Source organism: Actinomyces provencensis, assembly GCF_900155435.1.
Lineage (GTDB): Bacteria > Actinomycetota > Actinomycetes > Actinomycetales > Actinomycetaceae > Pauljensenia > Pauljensenia provencensis.
Map to the genome: position 1 here is coordinate 2,209,575 of NZ_LT700212.1, position 18,536 is coordinate 2,228,110.

At 66.6% G+C, this 18,536-nt stretch carries 21 protein-coding genes; all 21 read left to right on the forward strand.

Annotation, left to right across the window (positions count from 1 at the left end):
- The first annotated feature begins 14 nt into the window (after window positions 1-14).
- The 21 genes from BQ9890_RS09875 (at window position 15) to BQ9890_RS15685 (ending at window position 18,523) form a co-directional block, all read left to right on the forward strand.
- Window positions 15-1,574 carry a phage portal protein gene (locus BQ9890_RS09875; protein WP_075891204.1) on the forward strand — a complete coding sequence of 520 codons (1,560 nt, stop codon included), beginning with the start codon at window positions 15-17 and terminating at the stop codon, window positions 1,572-1,574.
- On the forward strand, window positions 1,571-2,737 hold the full coding sequence (locus BQ9890_RS09880) for an HK97 family phage prohead protease (RefSeq protein ID WP_075891206.1): 1,167 nt from the start codon (window positions 1,571-1,573) through the stop codon (window positions 2,735-2,737). The genes BQ9890_RS09875 and BQ9890_RS09880 overlap by 4 nt, the downstream gene beginning before the upstream one ends.
- A gap of 38 nt (window positions 2,738-2,775) precedes the next feature.
- Entirely contained in the window at window positions 2,776-3,984 is a 1,209-nt protein-coding gene (locus BQ9890_RS09885) for a phage major capsid protein (protein WP_075893011.1), read from the forward strand.
- Between the two features lie 100 nt (window positions 3,985-4,084).
- Window positions 4,085-4,396, forward strand: coding sequence for a hypothetical protein (locus tag BQ9890_RS15680; protein ID WP_154671911.1), 312 nt, complete (start codon window positions 4,085-4,087; stop codon window positions 4,394-4,396).
- On the forward strand, window positions 4,362-4,895 hold the full coding sequence (locus tag BQ9890_RS09895; RefSeq protein WP_075891210.1) for a hypothetical protein: 534 nt from the start codon (window positions 4,362-4,364) through the stop codon (window positions 4,893-4,895). The genes BQ9890_RS15680 and BQ9890_RS09895 overlap by 35 nt, the downstream gene beginning before the upstream one ends.
- A gap of 3 nt (window positions 4,896-4,898) precedes the next feature.
- Window positions 4,899-5,261: a hypothetical protein gene (locus tag BQ9890_RS09900; protein ID WP_075891212.1), complete on the forward strand. Its 363-nt coding sequence runs from the start codon at window positions 4,899-4,901 to the stop codon at window positions 5,259-5,261.
- 4 nt (window positions 5,262-5,265) lie between these two features.
- Window positions 5,266-5,568, forward strand: coding sequence for an HK97 gp10 family phage protein (locus BQ9890_RS09905; RefSeq protein ID WP_143226301.1), 303 nt, complete (start codon window positions 5,266-5,268; stop codon window positions 5,566-5,568).
- Window positions 5,565-5,963, forward strand: coding sequence for a tautomerase family protein (locus BQ9890_RS09910; protein ID WP_075891214.1), 399 nt, complete (start codon window positions 5,565-5,567; stop codon window positions 5,961-5,963). Before BQ9890_RS09905 ends, BQ9890_RS09910 begins: the two co-directional genes overlap by 4 nt.
- 22 nt (window positions 5,964-5,985) lie before the next feature.
- Window positions 5,986-6,573, forward strand: a complete 588-nt coding sequence (locus BQ9890_RS09915; RefSeq protein ID WP_075891216.1) for a phage tail tube protein — start codon at window positions 5,986-5,988, stop codon at window positions 6,571-6,573.
- 100 nt (window positions 6,574-6,673) lie between these two features.
- The gene (locus BQ9890_RS09920) at window positions 6,674-7,033 is read left to right on the forward strand and encodes a hypothetical protein (protein ID WP_075891218.1); all 360 of its coding nucleotides are present in this window, start codon (window positions 6,674-6,676) and stop codon (window positions 7,031-7,033) included.
- Window positions 7,030-7,449: a hypothetical protein gene (locus BQ9890_RS09925; protein WP_075891220.1), complete on the forward strand. Its 420-nt coding sequence runs from the start codon at window positions 7,030-7,032 to the stop codon at window positions 7,447-7,449. Before BQ9890_RS09920 ends, BQ9890_RS09925 begins: the two co-directional genes overlap by 4 nt.
- On the forward strand, window positions 7,449-11,006 hold the full coding sequence (locus BQ9890_RS09930) for a tape measure protein (protein ID WP_075891222.1): 3,558 nt from the start codon (window positions 7,449-7,451) through the stop codon (window positions 11,004-11,006). Before BQ9890_RS09925 ends, BQ9890_RS09930 begins: the two co-directional genes overlap by 1 nt.
- Before the next feature lie 4 nt (window positions 11,007-11,010).
- Window positions 11,011-11,694, forward strand: coding sequence for a hypothetical protein (locus tag BQ9890_RS09935; RefSeq protein ID WP_075891224.1), 684 nt, complete (start codon window positions 11,011-11,013; stop codon window positions 11,692-11,694).
- Window positions 11,691-12,770, forward strand: coding sequence for a hypothetical protein (locus BQ9890_RS09940; RefSeq protein WP_075891226.1), 1,080 nt, complete (start codon window positions 11,691-11,693; stop codon window positions 12,768-12,770). Before BQ9890_RS09935 ends, BQ9890_RS09940 begins: the two co-directional genes overlap by 4 nt.
- On the forward strand, window positions 12,767-13,573 hold the full coding sequence (locus BQ9890_RS09945) for a hypothetical protein (protein ID WP_143226302.1): 807 nt from the start codon (window positions 12,767-12,769) through the stop codon (window positions 13,571-13,573). The genes BQ9890_RS09940 and BQ9890_RS09945 overlap by 4 nt, the downstream gene beginning before the upstream one ends.
- Window positions 13,574-13,635: 62 nt before the next feature.
- Window positions 13,636-14,667: a hypothetical protein gene (locus BQ9890_RS09950; protein WP_075891230.1), complete on the forward strand. Its 1,032-nt coding sequence runs from the start codon at window positions 13,636-13,638 to the stop codon at window positions 14,665-14,667.
- Between the two features lie 287 nt (window positions 14,668-14,954).
- Window positions 14,955-16,556 carry a hypothetical protein gene (locus BQ9890_RS09960; protein ID WP_075891234.1) on the forward strand — a complete coding sequence of 534 codons (1,602 nt, stop codon included), beginning with the start codon at window positions 14,955-14,957 and terminating at the stop codon, window positions 16,554-16,556.
- Window positions 16,557-16,569: 13 nt separating this feature from the next.
- Window positions 16,570-16,773 (forward strand): hypothetical protein, encoded by a 204-nt coding sequence (locus BQ9890_RS15385; protein ID WP_143226303.1) that lies wholly within the window; start codon window positions 16,570-16,572, stop codon window positions 16,771-16,773.
- Window positions 16,770-17,408, forward strand: coding sequence for a hypothetical protein (locus BQ9890_RS09965; RefSeq protein ID WP_075891236.1), 639 nt, complete (start codon window positions 16,770-16,772; stop codon window positions 17,406-17,408). The genes BQ9890_RS15385 and BQ9890_RS09965 overlap by 4 nt, the downstream gene beginning before the upstream one ends.
- 79 nt (window positions 17,409-17,487) lie before the next feature.
- Entirely contained in the window at window positions 17,488-18,366 is an 879-nt protein-coding gene (locus tag BQ9890_RS09970) for a hypothetical protein (RefSeq protein WP_075891238.1), read from the forward strand.
- Window positions 18,356-18,523 (forward strand): hypothetical protein, encoded by a 168-nt coding sequence (locus BQ9890_RS15685; protein WP_154671912.1) that lies wholly within the window; start codon window positions 18,356-18,358, stop codon window positions 18,521-18,523. Before BQ9890_RS09970 ends, BQ9890_RS15685 begins: the two co-directional genes overlap by 11 nt.
- Window positions 18,524-18,536 lie beyond the last annotated feature (13 nt).

Consider the following 18,536-nt stretch of genomic DNA (forward strand, 5'->3'; position numbering starts at 1 on the left):
GAGGGGAGGTGCTCATGGCGGTCGACCAGACCCTGAGGGCGTTCACTCGCCTGGTGCGTAGCGGCGTGGCCGGCGTCATCAACGGCTTCGACACGAACCGCAACCGGCCCGTCCAACTGACGATGACGAGCTACCCGGCATCCCCCGGGGACCCCGAGCGCATGTCCCCGGACGACATCTACCGGACCCAGCCGCACCTGCGCACCGTCGTCGGCTTCATCGCCACCAACGTCGCTCAGCTCGGCCTCCACGCCTTCAAGCGAGAGGGCGAGGAGCGCTCGCGGGTGCGTGACGGTGAGGTGTCCGAATGGCTGCGGAAGCCGAACTCGGAGCAGACGATGTACGAGTTCGTGGAGCAGCTCGTCGGTGAGCTCGCCCTCTATGACGCGGCCTACGTGTGGGTCTTTCAGGGCCCGGACCACATGGAGTCCAAGGTCATCCCCACGAAGTGGGTGACGACCACGGAGAACGCGTTCGGCATGGTCAAGACGTTCTCGTTCGTGGACCCCACGGACGATACGAACCACGCGTGGATCGACCCCTCGGAGATCTGCCGTTTCGTGTCGTGGTCGCCCGGGTCCTCATCGGGTGGGTCCTCGAAGGTCGACACCCTGCGTCTGATCATCTCCGAGCAGGCCGCAGCGTGGAAGGAACGTGCCCAGGTCGCCAAGCGGAAGGGCAGGGTGGGAGGGTTCTTCAGCCGTCCAGCCGATGCACCGAAGGACGGCTGGGACAACGGGGCGAGGAAGCGGTTCATGGACATGGTCCACGACTTCACGGGGGACCATGGTGCCCGCGCTGGGGAGGACATGCTCCTGGAGGACGGGATCACCTACTCGCGAGGGTCTCGCACCCCGCAGGAGTCGCAGTGGGCGGACTCCGTGAAGCTCTCGCTGGTGACGTGCGCGCAGGTCTACCACGTGAACCCGACGATGGTCGGCGTCCTGGACAACGCGAACTACTCGAACGTGAAGGAGTTCAACCGCTCCCTCTACACGGACTCCCTCGGCCCGATCATCAAGCAGCTCGAGGACCGTCTCAACGCGTTCCTCATGCCGATGCTCGGCGTCGATGCGGACGTGTTCGTGGAATTCAACGTGGAGGCGAAGCTGCGCGGGTCCTTCGAGGAGCGCGCTGCGGTGATCTCCAAGGCCACGGGTGGCCCGTGGTGGACTCGCAACGAGGCCCGCAAGCTCGACAACATGCCGCCGGTGGACGGGGGCGACGAGCTGATCGTCCCGAAGAACGTCTCCGAGGGTGGTCTCGCCTCCCCGGAGGATGGCGGCGATGGGCGCCCCGAGGAGGCGAAGTCCCGTGAGGAGGTCGAGACGATCGTGCGCCCGTGGATCGAGCGGATGAACCGATCGGTGTCCGCCAAGCGCAAGGCAGGCAACGGCCCGTGGTGGGACCCGATGCGCTGGCAGCGTGAACTTGAGACCGACCTCGTGAAGGCCGACGTCGACCCCGCTGACGCGCTGTGGCTCGCCGCCCGCCTGACCGAGGAAGCGGGCCACGCATTCCAGGCCGGCGGCCAGCCGGACTCGGCGATCGCAATGCTGGAGGCGGCGGCATGACCATCCACATCGTGATGGGCCCGCCGTGCGCGGGCAAGACCACGTGGATTGCTGAGCAGCGATCCGAGGATGAGCCGGTCGTGGACTACGACGCCCTGGCACACGCCCTGGGGTCCAGCGAGCACCACGACCCGCCCGAAGCGATCGGGCAGGCAGCATTCGCGGCTCGCGTCGCGGCCGTCGCCCGGATCTTCGACGGGGTCGAAGCCGACGCCTGGGTCATCCAGTCCACGGCCACCGCCGAAAAGATCGACGCCTGGCACGACCAGGGATGCATGTTCCACCTTCTCGACCCGGGCCTGGACGAGTGCCTCCGCCGTGCTGAGGACGACGACAGGCCCGAGGGCACCGAGGACCGGATCCGCGCCTGGTACGACGACCCGCCCGACGTACCGGACGACGCCGAGATCATCACCGACCCACCAGAGGAAAAGGGGGCCCCCGTGACCCAGTTCAAGACGAAGGCCTTCAACGTCAAGGCCGCCAGCGAAGAGGACGCGGCCGCCGGCATCTTCGAGGGGTACGCCGCGGTCTTCGGGAACAAGGACAGCTACGGGGAGATCATCCTCCCCGGCGCTTTCGCTGACTCCCTGGCCACCTACGGCAAGGACGGCGCCGGCGTCCCCTGCTACTGGTCCCACCAGGTCAGCGACCCGATGAAGAACATCGGCGTCACCCTGAGCGCCATCGAGGATGACCACGGGCTGCGCGTGCGCGTCCAGCTCGACCTCGACAACCCGAACGGCGCCTACGTCCACAAGCTCCTCAAGGAGGGGCGCGTCACGCAGATGAGCTTCATGTTCACCGTCGTGGAGGGCGCGTGGGTGGACAAGGCCGCCGACGAGGGCGGCTCCTACTACGAGCTGCGCAAGCTCAACCTCTGGGAGGTCTCCGTGGTGGCCCTGGGCGCCAACCAGGAGACCGAGATCATCTCCGTCAAGACGGCCCTCGACCTCGTCGAGGACGACACCGACGGTCACAAGCCACCCGAGGACGCCAAGGGCGCTCGCGGGTCTGGAGAAGCAGGCGACACCGGTGAGGAACCGAAGTCGGCCAACGCGGAGGAGCCGGGGACGGCCAACGCGGAGGAGCCGGAAGAGGTCAAGCAGGGATCTGTCGAGTCTGCTCGCGCCATCATCACTGCCCTGGAGATCGGGGCCTGATTCTCCGGAAGGGAGACATCACAATGGGCAACTCGCTCATGGAGCAGAGGGATCTGCTCATCAAGGAAGCGAAGGGGATCCTGGACGCCGCGAAGTCGGCGGCCCGGGATCTCGACACCAGCGAGGTCAAGCGCATCGACGAGATCGCGTCCTCGGTGAAGGAGATGAACGCGAAGGTCGAGGCACACTCCAAGGCTCAGTCGCTCATCGACTCCTTCGGTGTGAAGGACACCGAGGAGTTCCGCAAGAAGAACGCCTTCGGCATGACGCTGGGCGAGCACTTCAAGGATGCTGTCGACCTGTCCCACCTGAAGTCGAACATGACCTCTCAGGCGGCGGTCGTCTCGGCGCCCGAGTACAAGGCGGCCACGGACACCCACCAGGTGCCGACGTCGCCCGCACACCTGATCCTGCCCGACATCGACCGCAACATCGTGCGCCCCTTCCAGGAGCGCCTGTGGGTGTCGGACTGGCTGCTGGCCGGGACCATCGCCTCGAACGCGCTGATCTACTTCGTCGAGAAGATCACCGGTGCCGTCGAGGGTGACTTCGCGACCGTCGCGGAGGAGGGGAAGATTCCCCAGCTCCACTTCGGTGGGTACGACGAGGTCACTGAGGTCCTGCGCAAGGTCGCGGGCCTCATCAAGGTCACCCGGGAGATGCTCGACGACGCCGACTTCGTCGTCACGGAGATCAACTCCCGGCTCCTGCGTCGCCTCGCCATCCGCGAGGAAGCGCTGCTGCTCAACGGTGACGGCACCGGCACCAACCCGCTGGGCCTCCTGAACCGTCCGGGTCTGCAGACCATGACCACCACGAGCGCCGCCCTGGCCGACAACCTGTACAAGGCCATCGACCAGGTCGAGCTGGTCACGGGGTTCACCGCTGACGCGGTGGTCATCAACCCGAGCGACTACCAGAAGCTGCGCCTCGCCAAGGATGGGAACGGTCAGTACATCGCTGGCGGCCCTTTCCAGGGTCAGTACGGCAACGGCGCGGTCCTCATCGAACCGCCCATCTGGGGCAAGACGGTCATCAAGACCTCGGCGGTGCCCGCGGGCACGATCCTCACGGGCGCATCCGATGCGGCCACCGTCTACCGCAAGGGCGGCATCGAGGTCGAGACGTCGTTCGAGAACAGCGACGACTTCGAGCACGACCGCGTGTCCATCAAGGCGCGTGAGCGTCTCGCCATGGCGGTGCGCGTGCCGGCCGCCTTCGTCAAGGTCACCGTCGACGACGCCTGACCTACCTGGCGGTGTCGGGCATTCCAGGGGCTCTCCGTCGAGGGTTCCTTCCTCGTGCCCGGCACCGCCTTCGGTACCCCTGCCCTGAAAGGAGCAGATCGTGGCACAGAAGCTTGTCCAGGCGACGCGCATGGTGCATGGCGTCGTCTCAACGTTCCAGGTGACCCAGGCGACCTACGACGAGTGGGAGGCTGCGGGCCTCCTGTATCCCGGCGTGGTCAAGACCGAGGTTCCGGAGGAACCGCCGGCCGATCCGCCGGCCGACCCCGAGGACCCGCCCGCTGACCCGTCGGCCGACCCCGAGGACCCGCCCGCCGATCCGCCCGCCGACCCGGCGCCGGCACCCAAGAAGCGGGCCACACGCAAGAAGGCATCCGATGACGACGCCACCACCGATCCTGCAGAAGCCTGACCTCAAGGCGGACCAGGACAGTGCCCTCGCAGCAGCGCATGGAGCGATCCGCCGCTACTGCGGGTGGCACGTCGCCCCCTCCATCACCGAGACTCTCACCCTCAACGGCAACGGTGGGAGCACGATCCTCCTCCCCTCCAAGCACGTCACCGCCGTCACCGAGGTCCTCATCGAGGATCAGGACGCCACGGCGCTCGCGGACTGGGGTGAGGAGGGGACGCTGGAGCTGCTCGGCCGACGTCGGTTCCCGCGTCGGCGCCGATCGGTGAAGGTCACCATGACCCACGGATACCCATCGGACGAGGTCCCGGAGATCGCGGATCTGATCCGCACCCTGGCGGCCCGGTCGATCGTCCCGGCGTCGGACAAGGTGCAGCGCGCGGCGGGCCCATTCTCTGAGCGTCGGCAGGCCCGATCGGACGGCCTCCTCGGCGGTCTCGGCCTGTTCGAGTCGGAGAAGGAGCAGCTCGCTCCCTACCGCCTCAACTGGGGGGTGTGAGTCGTGGAGTTCGAGTTCCCAGCGACACTGGTCCGCCTGCGCCGTACGTTCGTCAGGTCGCCCAACGGCAACGCTCAGCGTCGTGCCGACTGGGACGATCCAGCGTGGCCACCCGAAGAGGTGGCCATTGAAGGTGGGGCGATCGGACCGTCCAGCTCCCAGCGGGTGGTGACGATCGGCCGCGAGCAGGTCACCACGTCGGTCTCACTCCTCACTGAGGTCGACCCGCCCATCCAGGTGGGGGACCGGATCCGGGAGCCATCCGGCGCCCTGTGGGATGTCGTCGGCCAGCCGCTCTCCTACCGGAGCCCGTTCGACGGGTGGGCGGCCGGCGCGGAGACGCCACTCGTCGAGACCAGGGGGTGATCCCATGCCAAGGGGAACCGCTTCCGTGAAGGTCGACCTCTCCGGCATGGAGTCGTTCCTGGACGATGTCGGCCACTCTGGCGCGGTCGAGATGCTCGTGGACTCCGTTGCCCGCGACGTGATGGCTGAAGCGAAGCTCTCCGCGCCGGTCAAGACCGGCGACTACCAGCGTTCGATCCACGTCGAGACCGTCAGAACCCGGCACCGCACCGTCGCGAAGGTCGTCGCTGACGTGCCTCATGCGCTCGTGGTGGAGGCCCGGACCGGGAACCTGGCGCGGGCCCTGAAGAGGGCGAAGCGCCGATGAACCAGACGGGATCGACGTTCGGTGACACCGCTGGTTGGCTGGCGGACTACCTGGCCGCCCTCGTCCCCGACGTCGCTGTGGACACGCGTTTCCCCGACGTGGAGTCGCCGCCCGCCCGATGGGTAGCGGTGCGTGACGACGGCACGACGAGGGCGTCTGTGGCGACCGGGATCTTCTCTGGTGGCCTCACCTGTCGGGGCCGCACGGAGGACGACACGAAGGCGCTCGCCAAGGAGGTCGCTGAGGTCATCGAGGCGGCTCCGCTCGACCCGACCACGCCCGTGGTCGCTGTGCCGGACATGCAGTGGCCCTGGCCTCTGCAGGACGACACCTACGGGGTCCTGGGGTACATGCCCCTGAGCCTCACCATCATCGCTCAACAGATCACCCCATGACGGGTGAGGAGAGGAAGCAATCATGGCTGCAGATGCTGCAGGCAACGACCTCGGTGCCGTCTTCATTCCGGTCACGGGGAACATCGCGATCGCGCCGTTCGGGACGGCAGTGCCGTCACCGGCGGATGGCGCGAAGGCGACGGTGACGCTCGCTGAGGTCTTCGAGAAGCTGGGCCTGTTCGCTGAGGACGGCGGCTTCGAGTGGACGGAGGAGGCGTCGGGTGACCCGATCGTGTTCTTCCAGCAGGGGTACTCGATCCCGTCCGGCGAGGCGAACGTCCAGGTGGTCGTCAAGCTCGCCGAGACGTCTCGCAAGAACCTGGAGACGGTGCGCGGCACGAAGTTCGACGCGAACAACCACACGATCGTGGACGCGTCGGGCAACCCGCTCCAGTATGTGGTGTGGACTGAGGAGATCGCGAAGAACGGCAACATCCGCCGCCGTGCCTGCGAGAACGCGACCGTGGCCTCCTGGAAGGAGGACAAGGACGAGCGTGGCACCGTCAAGGGCATCGAGGTGACCTGGACGTTCAAGGAGGCCGCGGGGCATCCCAGTGGCCAGTTCCACGAGTGGTTCCTGACCCCCGCGGACCTCACCCCCGCTCCCTGACCCATGGTCGTCGCCCCCGCCCGAGCGGTCCTCCCGGGCGGGGGCGACTCACATCCGGAGGACCGCCACTCATCCATCTCTCGATCATGGAGGACCAACCATGGCCACCACCCGTAAGCCCACCACTACCCGCCGCCCAGCCGCTCGCACGAAGCCAAAGGCCGCACCGAAGCCGAAGACATTCGTCACCGCCGATGACGTCCTCCACTGGACGGCGTCCGACGGCACGGAAGTCGCCATCAGCTTGCGATGCAAGACGAAGGTGTTCCGCGAACTGGAGAACCTCAACGACCTCGGTGCCTTCTTCCGATTCCTCGACGCGATCGGGGATGAGAAGACCGCCGCCCAGGTGGACGAGCTCGACATCCTCGACACCACGCAGCTGGTCGAAGAGTGGGGCGACGCCCTCGCCGAGCGCGTGAGCCGAGCGATCGGGCAGCCGGTCACCGCGGGGGAATGAGGGGCGAGCTCCAGCTCGCCTTCACACATGAGACCCAGCTCGCTCTCGACCTCCGCGCGATCTTCCGAATGGAGACCGCGGACCTCCTCCGCGCGGACGTGACGACGGGTGTCGTCGTCGTCCACCGCCTGCTCTGGGACACCGGGACCATGCTCGGCGCCCGAGTGGCGGGATACTCGCAGCCTCTCTCGCAGGGTGACGTCTTCGCCCTCGCGGCCCACGCGGCAGCAATCAACGACGGCAGGCCGAAGAACTCGAAGCCCGTCATCCCGATGTGGCCATGGCCTGACCCGGACGAGAAGAAGCGGACCAAGCCTGCCCAGGACGTGACGCCCGAAGAGCGGCGTCGCCTCCGCGAGCAGCTCGACAGGTACTCGGCAATCCCGGGTGCACAGGAGGACGGAGGCGAGTCCTGATGGCAGATCGAATTGTCGGCACCGCGGCCGTGAGCGTGTTCCCCACCTTCAAGGGCGTTCGTGCGAACACCCAGAAGGAGGCCACGGCCGCGGGCCGGCAGTTCGGTGAGCGGTTCACCAAGAGCGCCGGGAACTCCTCGAAGTCACTCTCAGAGAAGGTCCTCACCCCCTTCAAGTCCGGCGTCTCCAAGGCCGCCAAGGCACTCTCCGACGCTCGCCTGAAGCAGGCTGACGCCGCGGGCAAGGTGGCTGTCGCAGAGCAGAAGCTCGTCGAAGTCACCGCCCGCTACGGGGAGGGGTCCTCCCAGCAGCTGCGAGCCACCCAGCAGCTGGAGAAGGCCCAGCGGGACCTCGCGACCGCTGAGTCGAACACCCAAGTCGCTTCCTCCCGACTCTCCGAGGCGCAGGAGCGCCTCAAGGTCGCCACCCTCGAAACGCAGTCCGCAACGAGCCGCCTCGCCTCGAAGGTCAAGGCAGCCGGTCGTGACTTCAAGTCAGGGTTCAACAGCCTCGACGCCGGGAAGGATGCTGCCACCGGGCTGTCGGGGGCGTTCGGGAGCCTCGTCGGATCGGTCTCTCGCGCTGCGCGGGGTATCCCGACTGAGATCGGCAAGACCTTCGCCCAGGTCGCCTCCGGGGTCGGCACCGAGCTCGGTCGCCTAGGCACCCAGGTCATGTCCTGGGGCGCTCAGGTCGCCGCCAAGACGGCGCTGGCCCTCATGCCGATCAGGATGCGAGTCGCCTCCATGGCGACCTCCGTCGGCCAGACTCTCGGCCGCATCGGGGCGACCATCGCGAAACCCTTCGTCGCGGCCAGCGAGCGCGTCGGCAAGGTCGCCCAGACGATCGGCTCCTCCGTGGCCGGCGGACTCCGCTCTGCCCGAGCTCACGTCTCCGACTTCGCGACGTCCGTCGGTGACACCATGTCCCGGGCCGCCTCGAGGGCGACCGATCCCTTCGTGCGCTTCGGCAAGCAGGTCGGCGACGTCCTCGGCCGCGCCCGCACCAAGGCCACGGACACCGCATCCTCCATCGGAACGACATTCGCCCGGCTCGGCACCCGACTGGCCAGCCCGTTCGTCAGCTTCGGACGCAAGGTCGGAGGCTTCCTCTCACCGGCCGTCGCTGCCGTCTCATCCCGAGTCAGCTCCATGGCCACCGCCGCGGCCCTAGGTGCCGAGCGCATGGGCCAGGCCATCACCAAGCCCTTCCAGGGACTCGGCTCCCGCATCGGCGCACACCTCGGCCCCGTCGGCACAGCCGTCGGCGCGCTCGCGGGCAAGCTCGGCCCCGCGGTCGGGTCTGGCGTGTCCTCCATGGTGGGCCGCTTCGCGTCGGGCATGTCGTCCATGGTGCAGGCCGCGGGGCGTGGGGTCGCCTCGGTCACCTCCGCTCTTGCCAATGGCCTGTCGGGCCCGGCAACAGCAGTCGTGTCAGCAGCGGCTGCAGGGATCGGGGTGGCCCTCACCAAGGGCTTCTCCCGGCTGACGTCACTGGACACGGCTCAGGCGAAGCTGCGTGGTCTCGGCAACGACGCGTCCACGGTCGACAAGATCATGGCGTCGGCCCAGAAGTCCGTGAAGGGGACAGCCTTCGGGCTGGACGAGGCTGCGACCACCGCGGCGGGCGCTGTGGCGGCCGGTATCAAGCCTGGGGAGGCCCTGGACAAGGTCCTCTCGACCGTCGCGAACTCGGCGGCAGCAACGGGTCGGCCAATGTCGGAGATGGGTGCGATCTTCAACAAGGTCGCCACCTCCGGCAAGGCCTACACCGACGACATCCGCCAGGTCGCCGATTCTGGTCTCCCGATCTGGCAGAAGCTTGCCGACGCCATGGGGGTCACGACCGACGAGGCCCAGAAGATGGCCTCGGAAGGGAAGATCAGCTTCGAGCAATTCCGGGCGGCTGCGGAGTCCGCCGCGGGCACGGTGGCGACCGAGATGGGCACTACGGTGCCCGGGGCCTTCAAGAACACGATGGCCTCCCTCGGACGCATCGGGGCGAACCTCCTGTCGGGGATCTACCCGAAGATTGCTCCTCTCCTGCAGGCCATCATGACGGCCCTGGGGCCCGTCGAAGACAAGGCGAAGGCTCTCGGCGAGGTCATCGGGGCGAAGCTGGGCCCGGTGCTCGACCGGATCACGACGTCGATCTCGAAGCTGGGCGAGGGCTCCGGCGGGCTGGTCTCCAAGCTGTCCGGGCTCACGGGTGGTATCGCACCCCTGGCGGGTGCGTTCATCGCGCTGGGCACAGGTGGCCTGTCGGGAGTGCTCGCAAAGCTTGGTCCCCTGGCGAAGCTCCTGCCCGGGGTCGGTTCGGCGGCGAAGCTCCTCTCGGGCCCGATCGGTCTCTTGGTCGGAGCTTTCGCTGGACTCGTGGCTACAAGCCCCGAGCTGCAGGGCGCGCTGGGTGGCCTCGTGTCTGGAGTGTTCTCGACTCTGGGGACCATCGTTCAGTCCCTGCAGCCAGTGTTCTCTCAGCTGATGACGTCCCTCACGGGTGTCGGGTCCGTGATCGCCGGGGTCCTGGCCCAGTCGATCATGCAGCTCACGCCAGTCCTGACGATGGTCCTCTCCGTCGTGGGGAGCCTCGTCGCGCAGATCCTGCCGATGCTGCTACCGGTGCTGGGCCAGATCGCCATGGTGATCGCCCAGGTCCTGCCGATCCTCGTGCAGGTCGTGCTGGCGATCCTCCCGCCACTCATGGCCGTGGTGCAGGCCCTCATCCCCGTGATCATGCAGGTGGTGGCGGCGGTCCTCCAGATCATCTCCGCGATCCTGCCCCTCCTACCGCCGATCGCGCAGCTGATCGGCGCGCTCCTGCCGCCCCTGGTGGCGCTGTTCGCGGCGGTCTTGCCGCCCGTGATCGCTCTGGCCTCGGCGATCATCTCCAACCTCATGCCCGTCATCATGGGGCTGCTGAACATCCTGACGGGCCTGATCAATTTCGTCACCGGCGTGTTCACCGGGAACTGGAGCCAGGCGTGGAATGGGGTCAAGCAGATCTTCTCTGGGTTCGTGGACACCATCAAGGGCCTGATCTCCGGGACCCTCAAGACGGTGTTCCAGGACATCCCGCGGATGATCATGGGCGTGTTCTCCGGCGCCGGACGCTGGCTCTGGGACATCGGCAAGTCGATCATCGACGGCCTGGTCGACGGACTGAAAAGCGCCTTCGGCAAGGTCAAGGACACCCTCGGGAACCTCACCTCGATGCTACCGGACTGGAAGGGGCCCGCCTCCCTGGATCGGCGGATTCTGCGCCCGTCGGGTCAGATGGTCATCGAGGGGTTCGAGGACGGACTGGAGGACCGCTTCGCCAGCGTGCGACGCAACCTCCAGACCTTCACCTCGACCCTCGCAACCACACCCCCGACCAATACATCCACCGCTACCAGCACACAAGCAGATGCGCTCGCGGCGCTGGCGTCAGGGGCAGGAACGGTGCGTCTGGATCTGGGCGGGATCACCGTGGTGGATCGGAAGGGGCAGATCATCGCGGTCTTGGAGACGGTCGCTGAGGATGTGGCGATCGACGTCGTAAACAGCAGGGGGTGACGTTATGGCAATCGTCGGCTGGGTGGCGACTCACACGGGCCTGCCGAGCCTGCACGTGACAGGGCCCGCCCTCGTCACGGTTGGGGAGCGCACGCTGTGCGTCGTCGGTGCGGGGTCGGAACGCCTGGTGTCCGATGCGCTGGCAGTTCCCGGCGTGGCCGCCACCTACGTGGACGGGTCACAGAGCGTGACCCTGACGCGGCGGCCATCGCCGGGCCTGGATGTCGTTTCGAACATCTGGGGGCGGGCGATTCCCATGTTGCGCTGGGAGCGTGACGAGGGGAAGCGTGAGTGGAACTCCGACGTGGTCCTCTATCCGGGTGGTGGCTCTCGTCGGCCTGAGGTCCTCCCCGCCCGCACGGGGTCCGGGCGTTTCGTCCTGATGGACCCAGCGCTGGAGGACGAAGCGTGGCGGGTCCTGCAGTCCACGGATTCTCTGATCATTGCGCCAGGTCTACCCGTCCCAGGGCTCCCGCCACTGATCGCGGTAGATGTCCAGACCGTCGCCCGCTCGATCGCGAGGTGGCGTGATGGGATGCTGCGATTCGAGGTGTCCTGGACGGAGGCGGTCGGGCAGTCGGGCGCAGCGGAAGTGGTCACCTGGGGCGAATGGCAGGAGTATGACCATGGGTGGAAGAACCGCACGATGTTGGACCTGGCGCGCCTGATCGCGGGGATGCCGTCATGAGGCCGGGACCTCCCACGGATCTCCTGGCGGACAGTGTGGTGGTGGGGTGTGACCTGTCGGTGGTGCGCGGCCGTGAGGTCCTCGCTCCTGGCGGTGTGCCCGCGTGGAATGTGGAGCTCGACGAGACCGACGATCGGGTGGTCCCCGGCCAGTTGACGTTCATGGCACCCAGATCGTGGGTCCCGACCCACCCCCTCGCACCATTGGCGAACTTCGGGCAGCGCGTCCACGTCACCCAGACCCTCACGGCGGGCACTCGGCCGTGGAAGGTGGGGATCGGCTGGTTCAAGATCGACTCGTGGGAGGAGCAGGACGAGGGCGTGCAGGTCACTGCCCTGGACCTCCTGTCCATCCCGGATGAGGACCCGCTGGTGTGGCCCTCCAGTCCGCCGGCGGGTGCCACGCTCCTCTCGGAGTTGCGTCGCATGGCCGCCCCCCTCCCGGTGGTCCTGGATGATCCCTCGAACCCGGCGGTCCCGAGGAACACGCAGTACGCGACGAGCCGGACGGAGAACATCCGTGACCTGTGCTCGAGCTACGGGAAGGACTACGCGGTCCAGGACGACGGGTACCTGCACGTGTGGGCCCGACGGGATGGTAGGGATCCGGTGGCGACCTACGGCGGCGTGAAGGACCTGGGGACGCCGGGTGCCCGCCCGGGGCGTCTCCTGTCATCCCCGAGGAAGAGCCTGCCCCGGCGGGCGAACCGATTCACGGTGGTCGGCACCCAGGGCAGTGGCGAGGATGAGCAGCGGTGGAGTGCGACTGTCAGCGCCACCCAGCCGCCCTACGACCCTGAGGCGTATGGGGTCAAGCATGAGCGCCACGAGATGAACATGGCCACCAGCCAGTCCCAAGTCACTGCAGCGGCGAACACCTACATGCGCAACGCAATGATCGCCACGGAGGTCCGCAGCCTGGAGATGCCCTCGGATTCTCGCCTGCAGCGCGGGGATGTCATCAGCGTGCACACGGAGGCTGGGGAGTTCTTCACGGGGAGGGCCCGGCAGATCTACCTCCCGGTGTCGGATCACAAGAAGAACATGCGAGTGGATGCGGAGGTCCTCCTGTGGTGACGAAACGACGGTTCCTGGACGTCAAGCCCGACGATGCGGCCGCGACCGCGGGGCAGCTGTCGCAGCGGGATTCCTGGGTGTCGGCCACCATCACCGAGCAGGTCGACCAGACGAACGTCGCGATCCGTATCGACGGAACCCCCGACGATCTCCCTGACGTGGTGGCGCCCTCGGAGTCCGGTGTCAGTGCCGTGGGCGCGTCGGTGCGGGCCCTGCGGGACTCGACGGGACGGGTGACGAAGGTCAGCATCCCCGACCGGATCCCTGAGGGCGCGGTGACCTTCTCGGTGGGTGTGACGGGTGAGCGTCTCGTGCAGCTGGATGCGACCACCGCAGCGCAGGGTGCCCAGCTGGACGCCGCGCAGGTGGCTCTCGACGAGGCGCGCGCCAAGCTGGAGGATCCCGAGACGGGACTGGATGCCGCCCAGACGAAGGCTGATGCCGCCGTGAGGGACGCGGTCGAGGCTCTCTCGGCCGCGAGCCAGGCCGTGGAGGACGCTTCCTCTGCTGTGGTCCTGCGAGTGGATTCTTCCAGGGGCTTGGTGTTCAAGAACAGCATGGTGTCCACCGTGCTGTCGGTGAGTGTGTTCGCGAAGGGGCGCACGATCACGGACATCGTGGACCTGCATGACGTGTTCGGTGCGGGCGCTTTCCTGGAGTGGCAGTGGCGTCGCCTGGACGATTCAGATTTCGGTGTGATCTCCAGTGAGGACACGCGCATCGGAGCAGGAGGCTTCACTCTCACGGTGAGCCCGGCGGATGTGGACACGAAGACCGTGTTCATGTGTGTCTTGAAGACCTGACCCGCCTCACGCACCCCTCAACCCGCATGTAGCACCCCCCTCTTCCGGAAGGCAGGACAGTCATGGCTCAGAAAGCCGCAGATCAAGTCACCATCGTCGATGTCACCGACGCGTACAGCGTGATCCTCACCAGCGAGGCGTATACGTTCCCCGGCACTACGTCGGCCGCGAAGGCGGGTTCCACGACTACGCAGGTCGTGGCGATGCTGGGGGCGGATCAGGTGGCCGCCACGGTGACACTGTCTGAGATCACGGCGCCCAGTGGGGTGACGGTGACAAAGGACACGGACGCGACAGCGCCCACCCTGACTATCACGGTGAGCACGTCGGTGACCGCACCGGGCAACGTGAAAATCCCGGTGCACATCGGGGACGTGACCATCGTGAAGTCCTTCTCGTTCGCGATTGCGTTCACGGGTGCTGGTGGCAACGCGGGCAAGGGTATCTCGTCCACGAAGGTGGAGTATCAGGCCGGATCGAGTGGCACAAGCGCACCAACCGGCGCGTGGTCCACTTCGATCCCCTCCGTGGGCGCCGGCCAGTTCCTGTGGACCAGGACGACCTACACATACACGGACACCTCCACGGTCACGTCCTACGCGGTCGGCATGATGGGCCAGAAGGGGGACCCAGGCAGCGCCGGTAAGGGCGTGAAGCAGGCGGACGTGACCTACCAGGTGGGGAACAGTGGGAGTACTCCTCCAACCGGCACGTGGGCGGTGTCGATCCCGACCACTCCCCAGGGACAGTTCTTGTGGACCCGGACAGTGACGACCTACACCGACAATGCGATCAGCACCACGTACAGCGTGGCTCGCGCTGGCGTGGACGGTTCGGACGGTGCGGACGCCATCACCCTCGTCGTCACCTCCAGCAACGGGTTCATCTTCAAGAACAGTGCCATCGCGACGGTGCTCACCGCCCACGTCTACAAGGCAGGCGTGGAAGTCACCGGGGCAGAGCTGACGGCGCTGGGGACCATCAAGTGGTACAAGGACGGGTCCAGCACGGCTGCTGCCACTGGTGCCACGCTGACGATTGACGCGGGCCAGGTGTCTGGGAAGGCGTCCTACACGGCCCAGTTGGAGGGATGACATGGCCACGAACCTCTGGCCCAACCAGTGGTGCGAGGCGTCCGGGCCTGTCATCGGTTCGGTCGCGGCCGATGTTGACGCCCCGGAGCATGGGGGCGTGTTCACGCTGGCGGGCAGGGACCATCGTCCACCGGAGCCGTTCCGGAGCCTGCCGGTGGTTGAAGGTGAGCGACAGCTCGTCCAGTTCGCCGCCCGCCGAGTGTCTGGAACCAAGTCCCTGAATGTCGGAACGTGGGGCACGTCGGGAACTAACACGGGACCCCGCGACTACGTGTCTGCCACGAAGATTGCGGACCTCCCCGGCGGGGGGGGGGTGGGCGCTCTATGAGCGTGAGATTCAGTACCAGTCCGGCGTCACGGCGGGAGGATTCTTCTTCCAGATCGAACAGGCCACATCGGGTGGGGACACGATGTGGCAGGTTGCGGGGCCGCTCATGTGGAAGCGGGTGGCCGACATGGCTGTGAAAGCCCGCGATGACGTCACGCTCGCCGCCCTTACTGACGTTGCCAACGTGCGCCGCTACTACCTACTCCAGTCCTCGACCCTCAACCCGCCCGCAGCGCCCACCTCGAACCCCGCGCCCTCCCCGTGGGTGACGGCGGAGCCGACCTACACGGAGGGCTCCACCACCAGCCTCTACACGGTCGACCTCACGGTCTTCACCGACGGCACCTTCGACTACTCGGCCGTGTCGAAATCCTCCAGCTACGAGGCGGCGAAGAGCGCTTTCAACAAGGCGGTCGCGGCGACCAACGTGGCGAACGCGGCCCTCGCCGCCGTCCCCCCGTTCGTGCAGCAGGCCACCCCGAGTGCCACGGTGGTGGGTCAGTTGTGGTTCCCCCTGGACGCCTCCGGCCGCATGATCGGCATGAAGCGCGCCTCCAAGACGGGCACCAGCGGGTGGGTGGACTACCTGTGGATGGCAGGGCGGATCCTCGTCCCCGGCAGCGTCGGCACGACCGAGATCGGCCCTGACGGTGTGCTTGCGGCCAACATCAAGGCCAGCAACGAACTGTGGGCCAAGCTCGCGAGCTTCGCGAAGGTCACCACCGGCATGCTCATCGCAGGCAACGCCACCATCACCGAGGACCTCCTGGCCAACGTAATCACGGGCATCATCATCCGTGGCGGCCTGTTTGAGGCGGGCGGCGGCTCGCTTCCCATGGTGCGTATCGGGCCCCTGTCCGGGCAGGTCGGTGTGGGTGACACCTATGGGGTGCAGATCACTACACCCAACAACAGTGAAAACGGCAGCGCAGTCCTCGGAGTGGACCCAACTGGCCCCTACATGGAGTTCTACGACGGGACAGGCAAGCAGGTCCTGGCTACGGACAAGACCGGCGTGCGTGTCGTGAATCAGATCAGCGGCGGAATGGTTGATATCTCGCTCCTAGCCGCGAACACAATGAGCTGGTCGATCACTGACACGTTCGACATGAAATTCTGGGAGGCCGGGGCAGGAACAACCCCATGGTGGGGGCCCTACTTCTTCCGCACCGCCGATGGCGCCTACGTGTCCAAGGACATCGGTGCCGTCGGCTCGTTCACCACGCCCACAGGAAAGGTCATGATCCAGGGCGGAGTTGACATCGGCAGTGCGCCCACCTACCAGATCGGCGCGTCCGTCCAGTGGGGCATCTACACATCTGACCCCACGTCCTACGGGCGCGGTGACACGATGAAGACCATCGTCGGCGGGAGAGGCAGGGCTGAATGCGCGCGGCATATCGGGGGGGTCGGACAGCTCATGAACGGCAGCGAAGTTGTCACGGGCCTCACTCCCGGACAGAAGTACTGGATCGCCCCGTTCTACTGGTGCTACAGCATGGGAGCGCTCATCTCGAAGCCAATCAAGAGTCTATGGGTATCCGTCTCCCCCATCACGTGAAAGAGAAGTTGCCATGGATGAACAGCAGATACGAGAGATAAGCGACACCGACCTGGCAGACCAGGCCAGCGTCTATGCGGCCGAGCAGTCACGCCGCCAACTTCTGGCCGACACCATCAATACCAGGATCATCCCAGCTGCCCGAGATTATCTCGCAGCAGGCGGAACGTGCGACGCCATACGCGCCGCACTCACAACTCTTGAGGAGGACCAGTGAGCACGCAGCACAGGAAGGGCGTCGTAATTCCCAGCGCGGGAGATGACCTGCTCGACGCGTGGGTCGTCGCGGTTGACACTGCTGGCATCATCACCCACGCCTCCAGCGTCGCAAGCGCTCGCGTTGCCCTCACCCAGTGGGAGACCGCCGGAGCGGCCCCCACGACCGACCACCCCGCCTACTTCGACGTCAATGGCATCTTCTACAAGGCCGACGGAACGAAGAATCACACCACCTGGGTCCTTAAGCCGTGGAATGAGAAGGAGTTCGTGGAGCAGGCGATCGGGTCTGGTGCCACGGTCTCGGTCGGGAACGGCGAGTTCAAGGGCATTCTGAAGTCCACTCTTCCTGTGCGCCCGTACGACAGGATGGTCACCGCGCACGGCCTCGTCTGGGGTGTCGCGACGGGCAGTCTCGGCGTCGATATGCGTATCGGTGACGATCATGTTGCTGCGCAGTTCTGGGCGGGCGGTAACTCGCAGTTCGCAATCAACACCGGCAAGGTTCCTGCTGGCGTCGCGCCGGACATCGAGGTGGGCGTGATCGGCTTTAGTGGTGGTGGGAGTCTTCGCGTGTCTGTTGATGACAAGTGGGTGCGACTCGTCGTGACGGCGGACCCCATCACCATGGCCTGACCTCACTCTCGAACCCCACGCCCCTCGCCACACGGCAGGGGCGTTTCTCATGCCCACCAGTCCCCGAGGAGGACGCATCATGACCGCACAGGCAGCACTTGACATCGCAGCAGCTGACATCGGGTACTACGCTCCCGACGACCCAGAGCCCGGCTCGGCGGCCGGACGTTGGCTCGCCGACAAGCTCAACCAACCGTGGCTGCGGGGCCCATCCACGCGGATCTGGTGGTGCATGGCCGCCGTCAGCATGTGGGTTTACAAGTCTGGCGGACGGATGCCGGGTGGCCCCCAGTTCAACACGGACGCCGCCGTGGCCGCCGCGCGGCGGGAGAACCGCCTCGTCGACAAGAACGACACGCAGGTTGGCGACGTCCTGATCTATGACTGGAACTACGGGACCATGGCAACCGACCACACGGGCCTGTGCCTGGACCCGTCCAGCGATTCGGTCGTCATCGCCATTGAGGGCAACACGTCCTCGGGCAACGCTGGCAGCCAGTCAGCAGGCAATGGCGTGTACCGCCGCACCCGCGACTGGGATGACGTGCGCTACGTGATCCGCCCCTACTACGACGGATCTCCCACCACAAACTCCGCAACCTCGGCCCCCAACCTCAAGGTTGACGGCTGGTGGGGCGAGGAGACGAGCTACTGGCTGCAGATCGCCCTGGGGACGCCCGCAGACAAGATCGTCTCCAGCCAGGACGTCTACTGGGAGTCCCGCAATCCGGGCCTGGGCACCGGCTGGGAGTGGGTGAACTCCGAGGATGCCGAGGGGTCCCAGCTCATCGAGGCCATCCAGCGCAAGGTTGGAGCCCCGCCTGACCGTCTCATCGGCCCCGACACGATCCGCCACATCCAGGACCACAAGGGCACTCCGGTCGACGGGCGGATCGACGAGTACAGCCAGTGCGTCATGCGGATCCAGAAGGACCTCAATGCGGGCCTTGGATTCTGACCCAGCCCGTGAGGCTCTCACCGTCACCCTGGCCGCTGTCGTGGCGGGCGTGGCGGTGGGAGCCCTCACGTGGGGCGTGATCATCACGATCCAGCTCACCCGCCTCCTCCACGTCTTGACCCTCCTGGCCGAGGCGCTCGCCAACCAACCGCTCTGAAAGGAGCACACGC